Origin of the sequence: Cedecea davisae DSM 4568 (assembly GCF_000412335.2) — a bacterium.
GTDB classification, from domain to species: Bacteria; Pseudomonadota; Gammaproteobacteria; order Enterobacterales; family Enterobacteriaceae; genus Cedecea; species Cedecea davisae.
Genome location: NZ_KE161030.1, coordinates 2,401,806 through 2,421,279, shown reverse-complemented (window position 1 = coordinate 2,421,279; position 19,474 = coordinate 2,401,806). Strand labels below are relative to the sequence as shown.

The window sequence follows — 19,474 nt, the reverse complement described above, 5'->3', positions numbered from 1 at the left end:
AGCACTCTTCCTTCTTAATGTTGGGTTGCAAAAACACGGTAAGTGAACGGCACGAAGACTGCAATTGAAAGATAAACAGGATGTTAAATCCTTGAGATAACTGCGGGAAATTAGCGCACACAGCATGAAAAAGCGCGCCTTTACTCGATGCGTTGTTGAATATGATTGCTATTTGCATTTAAAATTGCGGTCTCTTAAAGATACTGAAACCATTATGACGTCAATGACCCTCGATTTACCTCGCCGCTTTCCGTGGCCGACCGTACTCTCCGTCGGGCTGCATGGTGCCGTTGTGGCCGGGTTGCTCTACACCTCGGTACATCAGGTTATTGAGTCCCCGGCGCCTTCGCAGCCTATCAGCGTCACCATGGTTGCGCCCGCCGACCTTGAGCCGCCGCAGCCTGAAGTTGTTCAGCCGCCGCCTCAGCCGGTAGCGGAACCCGAGCCGGAGCCTGAACCGATCCCCGAGCCGCCAAAAGAAGCGCCGGTGGTTATTCACAAGCCTGAGCCTAAACCAAAGCCGAAACCTAAGCCGAAACCGGTTAAGAAGGTCGAGCAGCCGAAGCCGGAAGCTAAGCCGGTAGAACCGCGCCCAGCCTCGCCGTTCGACAACAATGCGACGCCGCGCCCTTCACCGACTCCGGCAGCTAAACCGGCACCAGCCGCACCTGCACCTTCGGCAAACGTTGGGCCGCGCGTTATTAGCCGCGACAGGCCGCAATATCCTGCTCGTGCCTTCGCTTTACGCATGGACGGAAGCGTGCGGGTTAAGTTCGATGTAGATTCGGACGGGCGCGTCAGCAACGTCGAGATCCTTTCGGCCCAGCCGGCGAACATGTTCGAGCGCGAAGTTAAACTGGCGATGAAGAAGTGGCGCTATGAAAGCGGTAAGCCCGGGCAGGGGATTGTCGTGAACATCAAGTTCCGCATCAGCGGCGGCGCAAGCATGGATTAACGCCCGGCGTCCAGCCGTTATTAAAAAGCCGCGGCATTTTGTGTTGCGGCTTTTTTATATTTCTCTACTCAAGTCACATAATTAAAATAAAAATCATATCTTTATTATTATATTTCCCGGCAGAGTCATAAAAATAATTTAGCGGTTTAAAAACAATGAGTTGAAAATTCACCTTGAACTTATCTTAAATTATATTTTTAACTTAACTGAAATTAACTACCAATTATAATAGGGTCGTTTATTTAAGACTTTTCTTATTTCGGCAGGAGGTGGCATACTGCCAATAATTCGAAATAAAATATTAGCTACTTTATGCGCAATTACCGTAAGGCCGCATTACTGTGCGTGCTGGTTTATTCCTCATTAAATAATGCCGCTCCGTTATCACCTGCCGACAGAGATACCGTGCGCCAACAGCAGGAAGACCTGCTATTACAGAATCAGCAGCAGCGAGAAGAATTACAGAGAAGCCTTCAGCCACGGCTGGAGCGGCCTGCAACAGTGTCTGATCAAGGCCCCTGTTTTACCATAAATCAAATTAATATTGATAATGCCACGCTGCTTTCCAGTAAAGTCCAAAAAAAACTTATCGCGCCTTATATTAATCAGTGTCTGGGAATGGCAAAAATTAATAATCTGACGCGCGATATCTCCGACTGGTATATCAACCGGGGCTACATAACCAGCCGCGCATTTCTTACCGAACAGGATCTTTCCGGCGGGGTATTGCATGTAGCGGTGCTGGAAGGGCATTTACAGGATATTCGTATCGAAGGCGCGCCGTCCCGTCAGCTAAAAATGGCGTTTCCGGGACTCATTGGCAAAATCCTTAATCTGCGCGATATCGAACAGGGAATGGAACAGATCAACCGCCTGCGCGCGGTGCCGGTACAGATTGAAATTCTGCCGGGAGATAAAGCCGGTGAATCTATTGTTAATCTTACGGCCACGCCGGAATTTCCGCTTTCCGCTGCCGTAGGGTTTGATAATAGCGGACAAAAGAGCACCGGAACCGGGCAGCTTACCGGCTCCATCACCGCCAATAACCCACTTGGGCTTGCGGATAAATGGTTTATCAGCGGCGGGCGCAGCAGTGACTTCGCAAGCAGCCATGACGCGCAAAGTTTCCAGGCCGGAGTCAATATCCCCTGGGGCTACAGCCTGGTTGATTACAGCTACAGCTGGAGTGACTATCTCAGCACCCTCGACAACAAAGGCTACCTGTGGCGTTCCTCCGGGCGGGCGGAAAGCCACCGCCTCAGCTTCTCTCAGGTGCTGTACCGCAACGGTGATTTAAAAACCGCGGCCTCCATCGGCCTGTCCCATCGCATCAGCCGCAACTACCTCAACGATGCGCCGCTGCTCAGCAGCAGCCGCAAGCTTAGCAGCCTGCAATTTGGCCTCAATCACACCCAGAAAGTGCTGGGCGGCGTGGCAACTTTTAACCCTTCTTTCAGCCACGGCATGCCCTGGTTTGGCGCAGAAAATGATAACGGCAAAAGGGGGGATGTGCCGAAGGCTGAGTTTAAAAAGTGGAGTCTTAACGGCAGTTTCCAGCGCCCTCTGGCGCAAAAAATATGGTGGCTGAGCAGCATTTACGGCCAGTGGTCGCCGGACAAGCTCTACGGCAGCGAGCGGTTGACTATCGGCGGCGAAAGCTCGGTACGCGGCTTTAAAGAGCAATATCTTTCTGGCGACAACGGCGGCTATCTGCGTAATGAAATCAACTATGCGCTCTTCAGCCTCCCCTGGCTGGGTAACGTCAGCGCAGTCGTGGCGGTTGACGGCGGCTGGCTGCGTAACGATAGCGCCGACCAGCAGGCATCAGGCACGCTGTGGGGCGCTTCCGGGGGCTTAACCGTTTCCGGGCGCTACTACTCAAGCCAGTTCAGCGTGGGCACGCCACTTCAGTATCCCGGCGAGCTCGCGCCGGACCACCTCGTCATTTATTACCGCCTCGGTTTAGCGATATAGGAAATTAAAATGGATAAGCACCCCGTTGGAGTAACAAAACGTCTGGTCAGTTACCTTGTGATGTTCCTGGTGGCGGGGCAGCCGGTGTTTCCTGCGGTGGCGGCGACGATAAACCCGATGACGCCGGGTGCGCAGATGGACCAGGCCGGAAACGGCGTGCCGGTGCTTAACATTGCCACGCCGAACCCGGCGGGCATTTCCCATAACCAGTTCCAGGACTACAACGTCGGCAAAGAGGGGCTGATCCTCAACAACGCCACCGGGCAGCTTACCCAGACCCAGCTCGGCGGGCTTATTCAGAACAACCCGAACCTGAAGGCGGGCCAGGAAGCCAGCGGCATCATCAATGAGGTGATTGGCGGCAGTCGCTCGCAGCTGCAGGGCTACACCGAAGTGGCGGGTAAAGCCGCCAACGTGATGGTCGCCAACCCGTACGGCATCACCTGTAACGGCTGCGGCTTTATCAACACGCCGAACGCGACCCTGACCACCGGCAAACCGCAGTTTGACGCGGCGGGCAACCTGCTGGCGCTGGATGTCAGCAAGGGCACCATCACGGTTGAAGGCCAGGGGCTGGACGCCAGCAAAAGCGACGCCCTGTCGATTATTGCCCGCGCCACGGAAGTGAATGCCGGTATCCACGCTAAGGATTTGAAAGTTACCACTGGCGCAAACCGGGTTTCCGCTGGTGGGGCGGTGACGCCAGTCGCAGGTGAAGGCGCAGCACCAACCGTTGCGGTGGATACCGGGGCGCTGGGCGGGATGTACGCCAACCGCATTCATTTGGTCTCGAGCGAGAAAGGCGTGGGCGTGAACCTCGGCAACCTGAACGCCCGTCAGGGGGACATTATCCTCGAGGCGAACGGCAGGCTGGCGGTGAATAACAGCCTGGCGAGCGGCAGCCTGACGGCGCAGGGCGAAAGCGTAACCCTGACCGGGGACCACAAAGCGGGTGGCCCGGCGCAGGTTAACAGCCGGGGCGACCTCGCGCTGGCCAACGGCAAACTGGTTAGCGACGGCAATATCACGCTTAACGCCAGCGGCAAACTTACTGCTTCCGCTGCCGCTCTGACGGCGGGGAATGACGTTGCCCTGAATGTCGGAACGCTAAACCAGGATGCGGCCAGTGAAATCAACGCGGGCGGAGCTATCCGCTCTGCCACAGCGGGCGCTGCAAAACACGCCGGGAAGATGACGGCGGGCAGCACTGTGAGCCTCTCCGCGTCTCAGTTGGCCAACAGCGGGAAAATCGTCGCCGGGGGCGAACTGAGCGCGAAGACAGGAAATCTGACTAACAGCGGCACGCTGCAAAGCCGTCAGAACATGCGGCTGGAGTCGAGCTCGCTTGATAATACCGGGCAGATACTGGCGGGTGACGGGCTGGCTATCTCGACGGGCGATGCACGGGTAGGCGGGACGCTGAGCAGCGGCGGAGACTTGAGCCTGAGCGCTACCAACCTGACTTCTTTCGCCGGAGCACAACTTCAATCTCGGGGCAATATGCTGCTCGAGGCGCGGAGCGCGGCTACGTTTGAAGGCGTTCAGGTGGCGAAAGGCGACCTGACGATAAACGCCGGAAGCCTGACCCACCGGGGCAGCAGCAGCGGGAGCAACGTCTCGCTGCGGGCAAATCAAATCGACATCAGCGGTAATATCCAGGCGGATAACGCCATGACGCTTAATGCTGACACTATTGTTCAGCAAGCTGGCAGCGCGCTGCTGGCGCAGAAAGCGTTACAGGTTAATGCGGGGCAATTTACCAACCATGGCTCGCTGGACAGCGATGCCTTAACCCTCGCCATTGCGGGCGCGGCGGATAACCAGGCGGGGGGTAAACTCACCGCCCGTAACGGCCTGACGTTAACCGGCAACACGCTCACCAACGGCGGCCAGATGGCGGGCAGCACCCTCTCTCTGACGCTGAATAAGGGCTTCTCTAACCTCGCAACCGGCAGCGTACTGGCCGAGAAAACTCTCGATGTTTTCGCTCCGGCTCTGACTAACGCCGGTCAGCTTGCGGCGGCCTCGCTTAACCTTACAACCCAGACGCTTGATAACGGCGGGCTGGTACAGGGCGGTCAAAGCCTGGCGCTGAGCGGGGCTGAGTTAACTAACCGGCTCGGGGGCAAAATCATCAGCGGCAGCGGGCTGACGCTGAGCATTCCGCAACTGGTTAACGCCGGGCTGATTTCGGTGAAACAGGGGCTGGCAATAGACGGCCTGACGCTCGCCAACGGCGGGAATATCGAAGCAAAGGCGATGACGCTAAGGGCGGGCGAGCGGCTCAGTAACCAGAAAGGCGGCGTATTGCTGGCGGAAGACGCGCTCACGCTGGCGGCCCCTGACTTTGATAATGCGGGCAGCGTACAGGCTAAGACGCTGGCGGTTGACGTCAGCGGCACGTTTGGCAATGCAGAGGTGGGGCGGCTCAGCGGCCAGCAAAGCGGCAGACTAACGGCTGGGCAGCTGGCAAACCAGGGCGGTATCAGCGCAGGCAACCTGGATATTACTGCCGATGGCCTGAACAACAGCGGGCTGCTGCAAAGCGAGGGTGAACTGAGCGTCAGCGTCCGGCAGTTGGTAAATGCCGGGTTTATCACGGCAAAACAGGGCGCGGCGATTGATGGCCTGAGCCTGGATAACCGCGGGCATATCGAGGCGCATGCCTTGCGGCTGGCGCTGGGTGACAAACTCACCAATCAGGCGGGGGGCGTCCTGCTGGCTGAAGGCCGCCTGAAGCTGAACGCTCCGGCGCTGGATAACGCTGGCAAAGTACAGGGCAATGAGGTGCTGCTGAGCCACCGCCGGGCGGATAATAGCGGCCAGATATTGGGTTTGTCCTCATTGAGCTTGAATGCGGAGGATGGGGTAAGCAACAGCGGGCAGTTGCTTAGCAAAGGCGGGTTTATTTTGTCCGGCGGTTGGCTGAACAACCAGGGGCAGCTGGCGGCGACGGATCTCAGCGTGGATGCCCGGCGACTTGCTAACGCCGGACTGATGCAGGGCGACCAGTCCTTTAGACTTATCGCCACCGCGCTTAACAACCTGCGGGGCGGAGAAATCATCAGCGGCAGCGGCCTGGCGCTGAACATCCCGGAGCTTATCAACGCCGGATTAATCTCCGTGGAGCAGGGGCTGGCTATTGATGCCGCAACTCTTGAAAACAGCGGGAAAATAGAGGCTCGTGATCTCCAACTCACGCTGCGTGACCGCCTGATAAACCAGTCAAAAGGCGTGCTGCTGGCGGACGACTCACTGCGGCTGTCTGCCGCTATGTTTGACAACGACGGGCAGCTGGTTGGCCGCACCGGCATCTTACATGCGGACAACCTTACTAACAGCGGCATCTTGCACGCTAAGCAATCTCTGACGCTTAGCGGCCAGACGCTGAATAACGCCACCGGGGCGGAAATAAGCGGCGAAGGCGGCAGTCTGCATGTTGAACAGTTGGTTAACTCCGGGTTGATTTCGGCCAGGCAGGGATGGGAAATAGACGCCCTGTCGCTGAAAAATAGCGGCAATATTGAAGCGGGTGACCTGACGCTGAAGCTTGCACAGAAGCTGGATAACCAGACCGGGGGAGTATTGCTTGCGGACAATTCCCTTGAACTGGATAGCGCAAACGCGGAGAACGCCGGGAAACTTATCGCCAGCAATGCTCGTCTGGCCGTTAACGGATTAATCAACGGCGGCCTGATCCAGGGGAATCAGGCCCTGAGCTATCGGGGAAGCAGCCTCAATAACAAGGCCAATGGCCAGCTACTGAGCGAGGGAAATCTCGCCATCAATGCGGCGCGTCTGGATAACGCCGGGCGAATGCAGGGGCAGACGCTGACGCTTGACGGCGGGCAGTCCGGCGGCACAAACAGCGGTCAGATGCTCGGGAAGGAGGCGCTGACTATTCTGTTCGGCGGTGCGTTTAACAACGACGGGAGGCTTATCGGGCTGAGCGCTGTTAGCCTGAAAGCAAGCCAGTTGGATAATACCGGCATCCTGGCGGCTAAAAGTATCACCCTGGATGGCGGAGCCGGGCAGGTAAACAACGCGGGGCTTATCCAGGCCGACGGCAGGCTGGTGTTTTCCGCCGGTTCACTGCTTAACCAGAAAAACGGCTCGCTGACAGGCGGCGATGATGTGACGCTGACCGTTCCGCTCCTTACGAATAGCGGGCTTATCTCATCGGACAAAGTGCTTCACCTCGACGGCACAACGCTCGACAACGGCGGCAATATTGAAGGCGCTGGGTTGCAGCTTAATCTGGCCGGTAGGGCGAATAACCAGACGAGCGGGATTTTACTGGCGGACAATGGGCTGACGTTGCAGGCGTCAGAACTGAATAATAGCGGTAAACTTTCGGGTGACAACGTCACTATTACCGCTTCACAGGGGCAAAACGATGGGCTGATGCAGGGACAGTCTTTAACCCTGAACGGCGGGAGTATAAGCAACAGGGGTTCTTTGTTAGGCAAATCCAGCCTGACGGCGACCCTGGCCGACCAGTTGACTAATAGCGGGCAATTACTCAGCCAGGGCGGGATGCAGGTTACGGCAAAAAACCTCGCCAATAACGGATCCCTGGCGGCTGATGCAATTAATGTTCGGACCGGCACGCTGGATAACCAAAGTAGCGGCAAGCTTCTTGCCACACATGAATTGAATATCGCAAGTGGTTCATTCACCAATAGCGGTACGCTTGCGTCGGAGAATGCCCGTCTGGCGGTCAATATCATGACCAACGGTGGACTTGTTCAGGGAAACAATAGCCTGGCGGTAGAGGGTTTCAGCGGCGCGAGAAGCTTCGCTATTGCGCAACCGGCAGCCGTTAACGTGCTGAACAACCTTAGCGGCGGTCAGCTATTAAGCGATGGCGAACTCCGGGTTACGGTGGGTAAAGGCGACAACTCAGGCAAGCTTCAGGGCAAAACGCTTAATCTTACGGCGGGAAGCTGGAGCAATGGCGGCACGGTGCTTGGTAGCAGTGCGCTAACGCTGAATACCGGCGAACTGGAAAACCGGGCCAGCGGGAAGATTCTTTCCGGCAGTTAGCTTAATTTGCAGCTACCGCAGCTGACCAACGACGGTGTCATTCAGGCTCAGCAGGACCTGATGCTGAAACTCGACAACCTCAACAACTCGGGCACGCTGTCAGGGAATAATGTCATTCTGAGCATCGCCCGGCTGCTCAATAACCAGACCAGCGGCAGGCTGCTGGCAACCCGGCAGCTTACCGGCCAGAGCGGCACCCTGAATAATAGCGGCGTACTGGCGGCGGATAATCTCGACCTTACCGCTAATCAAATTGATAACCAGGGTGTGCTCCAGGGTGAAAACGTTCTGGGGTTGAATACTTCGGCACTTCATAACCTGGAAGGCGGCCAGCTTATCAGCGGTAGGTCGCTGAGCCTGAGCATCCCGCAGATGGTCAACCTTGGCCTGATATCGGTAAAAGACGCGCTGACGCTCTCGGGCAGCACGCTGGATAACCACGGAACATTACAGGCCGCCAGCCTTGCGCTGAATTTTGCGGATAGCATTCTCAACCGCAATAACGCGCGGCTGCTGGCGCAGAAAGATCTCACCCTGCGCGCTGCCAGCCTCACCAACCAGGGGACGCTGGCGGGTGATACCGTGGCGGTAACCACCAATGTCCTGACTAACGGCGGCCTGCTGCAGGGCAATAACGCTCTGACTCTGGGCTCTCTTATACCTTCAAATCTTGCGCTCACTAACCAGGCCAGCGGGAAAATCCTGACCGGTGGATCGCTCTCCCTCTCCCTGCCGCAGCTGACAAACCAGGGGGTAATACTTTCTCAGCAGGGGCTGACGCTGACGGCAACTCAGCTGGATAACGGCGGGAGGCTGGCGGCGAATAACGCCACGCTGGCGGTGAGTATTCTCAATAATGGCGGTGTGTTGCAGGGCGATAACGGGCTGTCGATAACCGCCACGACGCTGAGCAATACTGCTCCCGGCAAACTGCTGAGCGGAGGACTGCTGTGGTTGAAAGCCGGGCAACTCGGTAACGCGGGGCTGATGCAGGGCCAGCAGCTGACGCTGGCGGCTGGCAACTGGAACAACGGCGGCAGCGCCCTCGGCCTTAACGGCCTAACGGCTCAGGTGGACAACCAGCTGATCAACGGCGGACGGGTGCTTAGCCAGGGCAACGCCCGCATCAACGCCGGGGCGCTGAACAATACCGGCTCTCTGCTGGGGGAAGGCGATGTCATTCTTGAAGGCGGCAGTCTGCTTAACGGGGGCAACATTCAGGGAGACAGCCTTACCGCCAGCAACCTAAACATCGATAACGCAGGCTCCGTGATTGGCCTCAAGTCCCTGACGTTGCAACCTCAGCAGGGGCTGACCAATCGCGCAGGCGCGGCGATGCAGACCCAGGGAGCGTTCGTCGTGGGCGGGCGGGATATCGTCAACGGCGGGCTATGGCAGGCGCAGTATCTGAAGCTGAACGCCCGGCAGCTACAGAATAATGGCACGCTACAGAGCACCGGCAATATGGACCTGGCGCTCACATCCGGGCTGAGCAATACCGGAACGATGGTGGCTAACGGGACGGCTATCCTGACCGCACCTACGCTCACCAACGGCGGACAACTGACGGCTAAAAACCTGTCGCTCAGCGGCACAACTCTGACCAGCAGCGGCAGCATCAGCGGGGTTGACGGCCTGGGCGTTACGCTCGGGGGTAACCTCGACCTGCAAAGTGGCGCAAAACTGCTGACCAACGGCCTGCTTAATATCGGGGCCAGCGTGCTGACCAACCTCGGGCATATTCAGGGTAATGCCCTGACGCTGAACGCCGCGGGGCTGAACAACCAGGGGCGCATGGAAGCAAACACCGCCCTGAATGCCAGCCTGCGGGGCAATGCGGATAACGGACGCGGTGGGGTGATGCTGAGCCAGGGTACGTTCCAGCTCGGTGCGCAGCAATTGAACAATGACGGCACGCTTCAGGGCAACGGCAACACGCAGCTCGACCTGCGCGAGCGCGGCAGCAACCAGGGGCAACTGCTCAGCGGCGGAACGCTGACGCTTAACGCGCCGGGCTTTACCAACGGCGGCTGGGTACAGGGCCTTAACTTGTGGCTGTCCGGCGGGTCGCTTGCCAACAGCGGCACGGTGCTGGCGCAGCAGCAGGGCACACTGGGCGGGAGCTACATCCTGAATAACGGCATGTTGCAGGGGGCGAACCTGACGGTCAACCCCGGCCAGCTGGATAATAACGGCACGCTCTACAGCGCAGAATCTGGGCATTACTGCCTCGCAGGTGAATAACGGCGCGGCCGCAAAACTGCTGAGCCAGGGCAACCTGACGATTAACGCCGGGACTACCGGCCTGCAGGGGCAGGTGACGGCGCTGGGCAATCTCGCCCTGACAAGCCAGGCCAGTTTTAACCAGCTTGCCACGCTGGCGGCGGGCAACACGCTGTCGCTTACCAGCCAGGGTGATATCAACGTCAACGGGCTGATGCAGGGCCAGGGGCTGCAACTCTCCACCGCCGGGACGCTTAACAACAACGGGCAGTTGAGAGCGGGCTACGGCGAAAGCCACCTGAATGCCGGGCAGCTAAACCTTAACGGGGCGGGCAGCGTACAGGCGGGCGGCACGCTGCGCCTGACCAGCCGAAACGGCATCAACAACGCCGGATTTGTCGGCACGGCAGGCGACCTGATTGCCAGCGCGGGCGGCACGTTGCTGAACAGCGCCCTGCTGTATGCGGGCAATAATATGAGCCTGCTGGCGAACAGCATCCGCAACTACCGGGGCGATATTCTGGCAGGCAATAACCTGTGGATGCAGCGCGATGCGGCGGGCAATGCTAATGCTGAAGTGGTGAATACTTCTGGCAGCATTGAAACCCAGATTGGCGATATTTCAATCCGCACCGGACATTTACTGAATGAGCGGGACGGGTTAAGTGTCTCAGTGAATGATTCCGTTGATTTAACCGCTCAATACCCATGGCTAACGCCAACGGTGGCTGACGTGCCGCTGAGTTACATTGGCGAAGGCAATTATGGATATTACCGTGCTGCCACGGGGTGTGCGAACTCATGTGCCGGCGCTTATTACTCCTACGCCGGAGCTTATCAAAATAAAGCCACACTCGAATTTGCCGTATCACGCACTCAGATAACGGTAAATAGCAATGGCTCTGCAGCCGGGCGAATATCGTCGGGCAGGGATATATCGCTGGATACCGGGCAGTTAGATAACAACGCCAGCAATATTTTAGCTAACCGCAATGCGGTGTTGAGCGGCGGCACGCTGAACAACCAATCATGGAAAGAGGGGACGCAAACTCGTTACCAAACCTATTACTATGGCGTGGGCAATATTAACGGCAGGGATCAAAAATATGCGACGGAATCGCGGCATACCTCGCAGAACAAAGATCCGCGGAGAGGCGAGTTTTTACGCTATTTGCCTACCAATGAAATGCGTATCGAGAATACCGATGGACAAATTTTCCGATCGGTTATCCAGGCCGGAGGCTCGGTTGTCGCCAACTTCAGCAATAATATCAGCAATACATCAACCACTGCATATACCGCTGGCTATACGCCGGGGCGTAGTGCTCCAGGGCTGAATTTAGCTACCGGACCTGGCGTTGGGGCTGGCTCTCAGGCCGCCGGGCTTAATAATAGCGGTAATACATTGCTCAGTGCTCCACAGGCGACTATCAATTTAGCCGGTGCCGGGAACGGAGTTGGACATGTTGAAGACCTCGCCGATAACAGTACTAAAAATAATGGCCTGAATGCGGTTGATACTCGCCCGCAGGGAGTAGGTGATTTTGGGCAGTCCGACGATAAACAGGCTGGGATCAAAGAGCAAACGACGGCCTTAATCAATCGAAATGGACCTGACGGCAAACCGATTGAGCTGGGGGGTAAGGATGCTACGTTTACCGACCTCGGCAATGCTGGCGGTAAACACACCAGCATCGGCAGCGGGGCTGTGGCGCCAGAAGCCGTCGGGCCTCAGGGTGAAACATCCGGTTCTGTTGCCCGCGATAAAATCGGCGGCATTACTTCGGCAACTGAGCAGGTTATTGCTTCGTCCAGCGGGGGAAAAACGCCCCCGCCAGCGGGTTATGATTATCGCCCGGTTTCGTTGACGGATATCTCGGCTATCGCCTCGACGCTAACCGCCAGCGGATCGCCTGTCAGGCTTAGCGACTACCCGCTGCCCGCCAGCAATAACGGCTATTTCGTGGCGAATAAAGATCCGAAAAGCCCGTATCTGATTGTCACTAACCCGAAGCTGGATGGCCTGGGGCAACTGGATAACAGCCTGTTCAACGATTTGTATAAGCTGGCCGGAACTTCTGCCCCAACTGCTCCGCAGGAAAACCGTTCAACTTACACTGACAGCAATAATTTCCTCGGCTCAGATTATTTCCTGGCGCGCCTCAACCTGAGGCCGGAATATGATTATCGCTTCCTCGGCGATGCCGCTTTCGACACCCGCTACGTCAGCAACCAGATCCTCAGCCAGACAGGGAACCGCTACGTTAACGGCATTGGTTCCGACCTGGAGCAGATGCAGTACCTTATTGACCATGCGGCACAGGCGCGTGACAAGCTCGGGCTGCAATTAGGCGTTAGCCTTTCTGCGGAGCAGGTTGCCGCTCTCGACACCAGTATTATGTGGTGGGAAACGGTGGTTATCGACGGCCAGAAAGTGCTGGTGCCGAAGCTCTATCTCTCACCGAAGGATGTTGCGGTTAATAACGGGAGCGTCATAGCCGGGAATCAGGTCATCCTGAACGGCGGCAGCATCACCAATGACGGTAGTACATTGCAGGGTAAAAATCTGCTCGCAGCCAGCAGTCAGAACGCGATTAATAATATTAACGGTGGGGCAATCAATTCTGCCGGAAGCCTGCAATTAAGCGCCCTGGGTGATATCAACAACATTGGCTCCACTATTGCCGGGCAGAAAGTCAGCCTTGAGAGCGTGGGCGGCAGCATTATTAACCAAACGCTGACCAACCAATGGGACGTCTGGGGCAAAGTCGGCGAAGGTAAGACACCTGCTCCGGGGATTTTACACACTGAACTCGGTTCGCTCGCCGCCATCAGCGCTGGCGACAGCCTGAGCCTGAACGCCGGGAAAAGTATCATCAACACCGGAGCGGATCTCAGTGCCGGTGGCGATATGCTGCTAAGGGCCTGGGATGATATTGCCATCGGCAGCAACCAGTTGACCGAGCGCGATCTGCGAGGGCGCAACGTCAATGAAGCCATTGCCCATCAGGGCAGCTCGGTTACCAGTGGTGGGAACCTGAACCTGCAGGCCGGGCGTGACCTGGCGGTTGTGGGCAGTAACCTGAATGCAGGCGGTAGCGCCGCGCTTTGGGCAGGGAACGACCTGACTCTGGACGTGGCGCAGAACAGCCGCCATAGCCAGACCAGCAACATGGACATCCTCGATACCGGCAACACGCGCACTGCGATTAGCGCCGGGAAAGACCTGGTTCTGGTTGCCGGGCGCGATCTGAACAGCACCGCCTCCGCGCTTGCCGCAGAGGGCAATGTTGGGTTGCAGGCGGGGCGGGACGCCAACCTGCTGGCGGCGGAGTCTACCCACAGCGATAAATACAGCGCGAAGAAAAAGGTCGAAATTAATGAGTCCGTACGCCAGCAGGGCAGCGAAATTGCCAGCGGCGGCAGTACGATGATACTTGCCGGGCGCGATGTGAATACCGAAGCGGCGCAGGTTACCGCCCACGGGGATATTGGCGTGGGGGCAGGTCGCGATATCAACCTGCTGACCGCCACCGAAAGCGATTACCACTACGACGAAGAAACCAAAACCAAAAAAGGGTTCCTCAGTAAGAAAACCACTCACACCATTAACGAAAGCAGCTCGACGCGTGAAGCCGGGACGCTGCTGAGTGGCGATAACGTCACGCTCAAAGCGGGTAATGACCTGCTGGTGAAAGGTTCTTCGGTGGTTGGCGACGGTAGCGTGGCGCTGCATGCGGGTAATAACGTCGATATTGTGGCCGCCACCAACACCGATTCCTCGTGGCACTTTAAGGAAACTAAAAAGAGCGGGCTGATGGGCACCGGAGGCATCGGCTTCACCATCGGCAGCAGCAAAAGCACGCACGATCTTCGTGAGCAGGGCACCACCCAGAGTCAGATCATCAGCACCGTTGGCTCAACCGGCGGAAACGTCAGCGTGAACGCAGGCGGCGTGGCGCATATTGGCGGTGCTGACCTGGTGGCGGGTAAAGACCTGTCGGTTTCCGGTGAGAGCGTGCTGATTGAGCCGGGTCACGATAAACGCACCCGCGATGAGAAGTTTGAGCAGAAAAGCAGCGGGTTGACCGTGGCGCTTTCGGGGGCGGTGGGAGACGCCATCAACAATGCGGTGACTACGGCTCAGGCGACTAAAAATGAGAGCGACGGACGTTTAGCTGCCCTACAGGCGACTAAAACCGCGCTGGCCGGCGGGCAGGCGTATCTGAATTCTCAGCAGGCTGCGGCCTCAGCAGATCCCAATAACGGCATCGGCGTCAGCATCTCGCTCACGACACAGAAATCCAAATCCGAACAACATATGGAATCGGATGCGGTTAACGGCTCAAGCCTGACGGCGGGCAATAACCTGAGTATTGCGGCGACCGGGAAAAGTGAAGGCAGCGGCAATATCGTAATTGGCGGCAGCCAGCTTAAAGCCGGAGGCGACACCACGCTGGCGGCGGCTCAGGACATCGTGTTGAGCGGCGCGGCAAATACTCAACTGACGACGGGGAAAAACAGCAGCAGCGGTGGCGGCGTGGGCGTCAGTATCGGCGTTGGCGGCGGAAGCGGAGGGATCAGCGTATTTGCCAACGTAAATGCGGCGAGAGGCAAAGAGAAGGGCAACGGCACGGCGTGGACCGAAACCACGCTCGACAGCGGCGGCACGGTGTCTCTGACCAGCGGTCGCGATGCGATTCTGAACGGAGCGCAGGTTAACGGCGACAAAATCGTCGCGGATATCGGCCGTGACCTGCTGATGAGCAGCCAGCAGGATTCCAACCGCTACGACAGCAAGCAGACCAGCGTGGCCGCGGGCGGCAGCTTTACCTTCGGGAGTATGACCGGCTCGGGCTATATCAGCGCCAGCCAGGACAAGATGAAGAGCACCTATGATTCGGTGCAGGAGCAAACGGGCCTGTTTGCCGGTAACGGCGGCTTTGATCTCACCGTAGGGCGCCATACCCAGCTTGATGGAGCGGTTATCGCCTCTACCGCAACGGCAGATAAGAACAGTCTCGATACCGGGACGCTGGGCTTCTCCAGTCTTGGCAATAAAGCGGACTATAAAGTTAGCCACAGCGGGATAAGTTTGTCTGGCGGCAGCAACATGTCGGCTGGCTCCATGCTGGCGGCAAATGGGATAGCAAATGCCGGGTCATTGCTGGCGGGGATGAACGGTAAAGGACATGCCGAGGGAACCACGCAATCCGCCGTTGCGGACGGCACGATAACCATCCGCGATAAGGCGAACCAGCGGCAGGACGTTGCGGCCCTGAGCCGTGACACCGAGCACGCCAATGACAGTATTGGCCAGATCTTTGATAAGGAAAAAGAACAGAAACGCCTGCAAACGGCGCAGCTGGTGGGTGAGATTGGCGGGCAGATGACCAATATGGTGTCGACCTACGGCGACACCCAGGCGCTGGAAGCCGCGCGTGCGAAGGGCGGGCAAAATGCGAGCATGACCGCAGAGCAGTTGCGCAAAACCGATGACTACCAACAAGCGTTTAGCGAGTACGGCATCGGCGGTAAATACCAGATGGTCGCGCAGTCGGTCAGCGGGATCCTGGCCGGTGCAGCAGGGGGCGACCTTAAAAAAGCGCTGGCGGGTGGGCTGAATCCGCTCATGGCACAGACCATTAAGGGCGCAACCACCGAAGACGGCAAGGTGAATGAATCCGCTAACCTTATGGCGCATGCGGTCTGGGGGGCGCTGGCAGCTCAGCTTTCCGGAGGCAATGCGGCAGCGGGTGCGGCAGGCGCATTCAGCGGAGAGCTTGCGGCAAGACATATCGCCGCGGAAATGTTCCCGGGCAAAGATCCTGGCGATCTGAGCCAGGATCAAAAACAGGTCGTTAGCCTGCTGGGCACCATGGCCGCGGGACTTGCCGGAGGTGTTGTGGGTAACAGCACTGCATCGGCAACGACCGGCGCTCAGGCCGGGAAAAATGCGGTTGAGAATAACTATTTAAGTGACAAAGACATCACGACTTTCACTGAAAAGTATGCGAAAGCAAAAACAGAAGCAGAGAGAGAGCAATTGCGTGCGGAGCTTAAAGAACTTGATGTGCAGCAGCAGAATCAAGCTTTGGCTATGGGGATTTCAATCAAAGACCAGAAAACTGAACTGGAAAAACTTCGTCAACTTAGCACATCACCAGAATGTACTCAGCAATGTCGCGAACTGGCTCAATACTCTATCTCTCAACTTGAGCCGGTTATTAATGATACGGCATTACATCAACGCAACTATGTGAAAGCAGTGACTGCCGCAGCTATTTTAGAGTTAGTTGGCGGCGCAGGTGTTAAACCAGGAAAGGGAGTATCCGCTCGCCCTATTGGGACGTCGGGAGCCTCGGCCATTGATGATATTGTTGTGGGCAAAAGCGTATCCGGGAGGGGCTCTGCGGGAGCGATTGAAACTCCGGCGTCAAATTTACCCGTAGGCTACGTGCAGAAGGGAGATTCAATTACCGGTCCTAAAGGCGGTCTCTATAGCAACACCGGAAAAGTTGATGCGGTAGGAAATACTATCTACAGCAATAATGGCGCTTATTACACGTTTGAGAAGGGCGGGAAAGTTAAGGTCTCGTCGCCGAATGCAGGTTCTCAAGTACAACAGAACTATCAAAAGGGCAAAGAATTTGAGAATTCTGTTTATGATAAGATGAAAAACAACCCTAATATAATTGACCCTGTCAGAGAGGTTACACTTGAAACAAAAGGTGGAACGAAAGTCAGGATTGATATTATAGCCAAAGATAAGCAAGGAAACTTTGTCTGTGTAGAGTGTAAAAGTTCACCAATAGCACCATTGACGCCTAATCAAAAAGTGGGTTTCCCTGAGTTGGAACAAGGCGGAGCAACGATTATTGGCAAGGGGCGTCCGGGATTTGAGGACGGTACAAGGATACCGCCAACGAAAGTTGATATAGTTAGACCAGAATCACCAAAAGGTTAGAGGCATCTATGTCTGTAGAAGATGTAAATAAAATCGACATATTTACGGTTACAAGCGAAGAGGTTTATCCTCCCCAAGCCTTTATGGTCATAACCGATCATCTGGACTGGGTTACTAATGTTAATGAACATCTTTTTAAACTGCAGGAAAAAATCAATAGCTATATTGCTGCTATTGAAAGCGGAGAGATCTACAACCATTTTCCTAATGCACTAGGGCGGGATATAGTTATTAAAATATTTTTCCAGCATTCTGTCTCAGTAGAGGGAATCGATTTTCTGGGCAAGGTAAGGGATGTCCTCTCGTCCCTGAATGTTCAGTTGCAGTACGAGGAGAGTGAATAAGAACTGGTTTGAAGTCTGGCTCTTGCTCAAAAAAACCCGGCAATGCCGGGTTTTCTTGAGCTTTAATCCACCTGAGGTATAGCGCGAGGTTTGCCCGCTTTATCCACGGCCACGTAGATAAAAATGGCCTCGGTGGCTTTATAGCGCTGGCCTATAGGTTCGGAAGAAACCTTTTTTACCCACACTTCCACATTGATGGTAATGGACGTAGTACCGCGCTTAACGCAGCGCGCGTAGCAGCAGACTACGTCGCCAACCGCTACCGGCTTCAGGAAGGTCATCCCGTCCACGCGCACGGTAACCACGCGGCCATGGGCAATTTCTTTGGCCTGAATTGCGCCACCCATATCCATCTGCGACATTATCCAGCCGCCGAAAATATCGCCGTTGGCGTTGGTATCCGCTGGCATCGCCAGGGTGCGCAGTACTAGTTCACCTTGCGGTAATTCGTTCGGCATTACTTCTCATCCTGCGGCATATGGCGATAGATATACACCCCGCTCAGCAAGGTAAATACCAGCGTGAGGGCGGTGAGTCCGAAGACTTTAAAGTTAATCCAGATGCTTTCCGGGAGCCAGAACGCAACGTAAATATTCAGCAGACCGCAGACGATAAAGAACAGCGCCCAGGCGATGTTAAGGCGAAACCAGACCACCGTCGGGAGTGAGATCTCTTTGCCCAGCATGCTCTGGATAAGCAGCTTGTTCATGCCAAACTGCATAAATAGCAGCGCGGCGGCAAACAGCCCGTAGATTAGCGTCACTTTCCACTTAATAAACTCGGCGTTGTGGAAATAGAGCGTCAGGCCGCCAAAAACGACCACCATCACGAAGGTCACCAGGGTGGTTTTTTCCAGCTTGCGGTATTTAAACCAGCTGTACACCAGCGCTAATGCAGTGGCGATAATCAGCGCCCAGGTGCCCACAAAAATGTCGTACATCTTATAGAAGGCGAAAAAAACAATCAGCGGCAGGAAGTCGAGAAACTGCTTCATAATCTGTTCCGTAAAGAGGTGGCTCCTGACTATAACGCGCGCTCAGGAGCCGGGGAAGGTTATTGACGTATCAACATGTAAAGGCGGAATAAATAGATAAGCAGCGCGGCAGATGCCAGGTTACTGACCGTATTCAGGATGGTCACGCCGACTTCCGGCGGCAGCGCCGCGAAGGTGGAGGTCAGCAGCAACAATGCCCCTTTTACCAGCAGCCAGGCGATAACCGCCGGGGCAACCAGGCGCATATTGGACCAGACTAATCCCATACTTGCGCGCATCGAGCGGAAAATACCGATTTTATCCTGCGCCAGCATCACCGGCGAAAACGAAAGCAGGATAGCCAGCAAAACGCCCGGGACGACAACCAGCATCAGGCCAATCTGGAACAGCAGCGTTGCCAGAAACAGCAGAATAAACATTTTTGGCAGCACTGGCGCAGAAGCACCGATGGCGCGCAGGGCGCTAACCCGCTGACCGGCGGAGACGACTTGCACCAGAACCAGCACGCTGGCCGCCAGAATAGCGTTGCTAATCAGGCCAGAGAAAGTGCCCGCGGCCGAGGCCTTGAGCAGCACCTGCTGCTGTTCCGGGGTCATATTTTGCACCAGCTCGAACAGCCCAACGCTTCCCGTCAGATTATCGCCCTGGCTCAAAATCGCCATTTGTTCGTCGCTGGGCGTTAACGCGTGACCAATGACCACCGAAATTAAGGCGCAAAGTAATGCAATCAGTAAGATAGTAACAAACTGATTACGAAGAAAATTTCCCGTGTCACGGTATACGGAACCCGCCGTGATAGACATGCACTCTCCTTGGTGTTGCTAGCGGTTATCAATCTGCGGGCAATTGTACCCTGGATGCACGCGCCGTGGCACCACAAAGACTTTCTATAAGCGGTTGAATAGTGTCGATTAGCTTGTAGGTTGTACAGATATGACAGAAATTTACGAAAGTTGATAATTCAATAAAAT

Annotated in this window: 8 protein-coding genes and 2 pseudogenes; 7 read left to right on the top strand and 3 right to left on the bottom strand. The window is 56.2% G+C overall.

Annotation, left to right across the window (positions count from 1 at the left end):
• The first annotated feature begins 214 nt into the window (after positions 1-214).
• The 7 genes and pseudogenes from tonB (at position 215) to HMPREF0201_RS10950 (ending at position 17,509) form a co-directional block, all read left to right on the top strand.
• Positions 215-955, top strand: a complete 741-nt coding sequence (gene tonB, locus HMPREF0201_RS10975) for a TonB system transport protein TonB (protein WP_039898287.1) — start codon at positions 215-217, stop codon at positions 953-955.
• A gap of 312 nt (positions 956-1,267) precedes the next feature.
• Entirely contained in the window at positions 1,268-2,929 is a 1,662-nt protein-coding gene (locus HMPREF0201_RS10970; RefSeq protein ID WP_016536715.1) for a ShlB/FhaC/HecB family hemolysin secretion/activation protein, read from the top strand.
• Between the two features lie 9 nt (positions 2,930-2,938).
• Positions 2,939-4,489 (top strand): annotated as a pseudogene (locus HMPREF0201_RS23530) (filamentous hemagglutinin N-terminal domain-containing protein); the annotation flags it as partial.
• On the top strand, positions 4,475-7,975 hold the full coding sequence (locus HMPREF0201_RS10965) for a beta strand repeat-containing protein (RefSeq protein WP_392397299.1): 3,501 nt from the start codon (positions 4,475-4,477) through the stop codon (positions 7,973-7,975). The pseudogene HMPREF0201_RS23530 and the gene HMPREF0201_RS10965, both read left to right, overlap by 15 nt.
• 6 nt (positions 7,976-7,981) lie before the next feature.
• A complete protein-coding gene (locus HMPREF0201_RS10960; RefSeq protein WP_016536713.1) occupies positions 7,982-10,219 on the top strand; it encodes a beta strand repeat-containing protein in 2,238 nt (745 codons plus the stop codon).
• Between the two features lie 1,879 nt (positions 10,220-12,098).
• Positions 12,099-16,169 (top strand): annotated as a pseudogene (locus HMPREF0201_RS23525) (hemagglutinin repeat-containing protein); the annotation flags it as partial.
• Positions 16,170-17,173: 1,004 nt separating this feature from the next.
• Complete coding sequence (locus HMPREF0201_RS10950) at positions 17,174-17,509, top strand: DUF6572 domain-containing protein (RefSeq protein ID WP_016536711.1); 336 nt, start codon at positions 17,174-17,176, stop codon at positions 17,507-17,509.
• A gap of 62 nt (positions 17,510-17,571) precedes the next feature.
• On the opposite strand, the gene yciA is transcribed toward HMPREF0201_RS10950, so the two are convergent.
• Genes yciA through HMPREF0201_RS10935 form a run of 3 tightly spaced genes read right to left on the bottom strand, consistent with a single transcriptional unit; the run spans position 17,572 to position 19,306 of the window.
• Complete coding sequence (gene yciA, locus HMPREF0201_RS10945; RefSeq protein ID WP_016536710.1) at positions 17,572-17,967, bottom strand: acyl-CoA thioester hydrolase YciA; 396 nt, start codon at positions 17,965-17,967, stop codon at positions 17,572-17,574.
• Positions 17,967-18,503, bottom strand: a complete 537-nt coding sequence (locus HMPREF0201_RS10940; protein ID WP_016536709.1) for a septation protein A — start codon at positions 18,501-18,503, stop codon at positions 17,967-17,969. The genes yciA and HMPREF0201_RS10940 overlap by 1 nt, the downstream gene beginning before the upstream one ends.
• Before the next feature lie 59 nt (positions 18,504-18,562).
• Positions 18,563-19,306, bottom strand: coding sequence for a YciC family protein (locus HMPREF0201_RS10935; protein ID WP_016536708.1), 744 nt, complete (start codon positions 19,304-19,306; stop codon positions 18,563-18,565).
• Between the last annotated feature and the right edge of the window lie 168 nt (positions 19,307-19,474).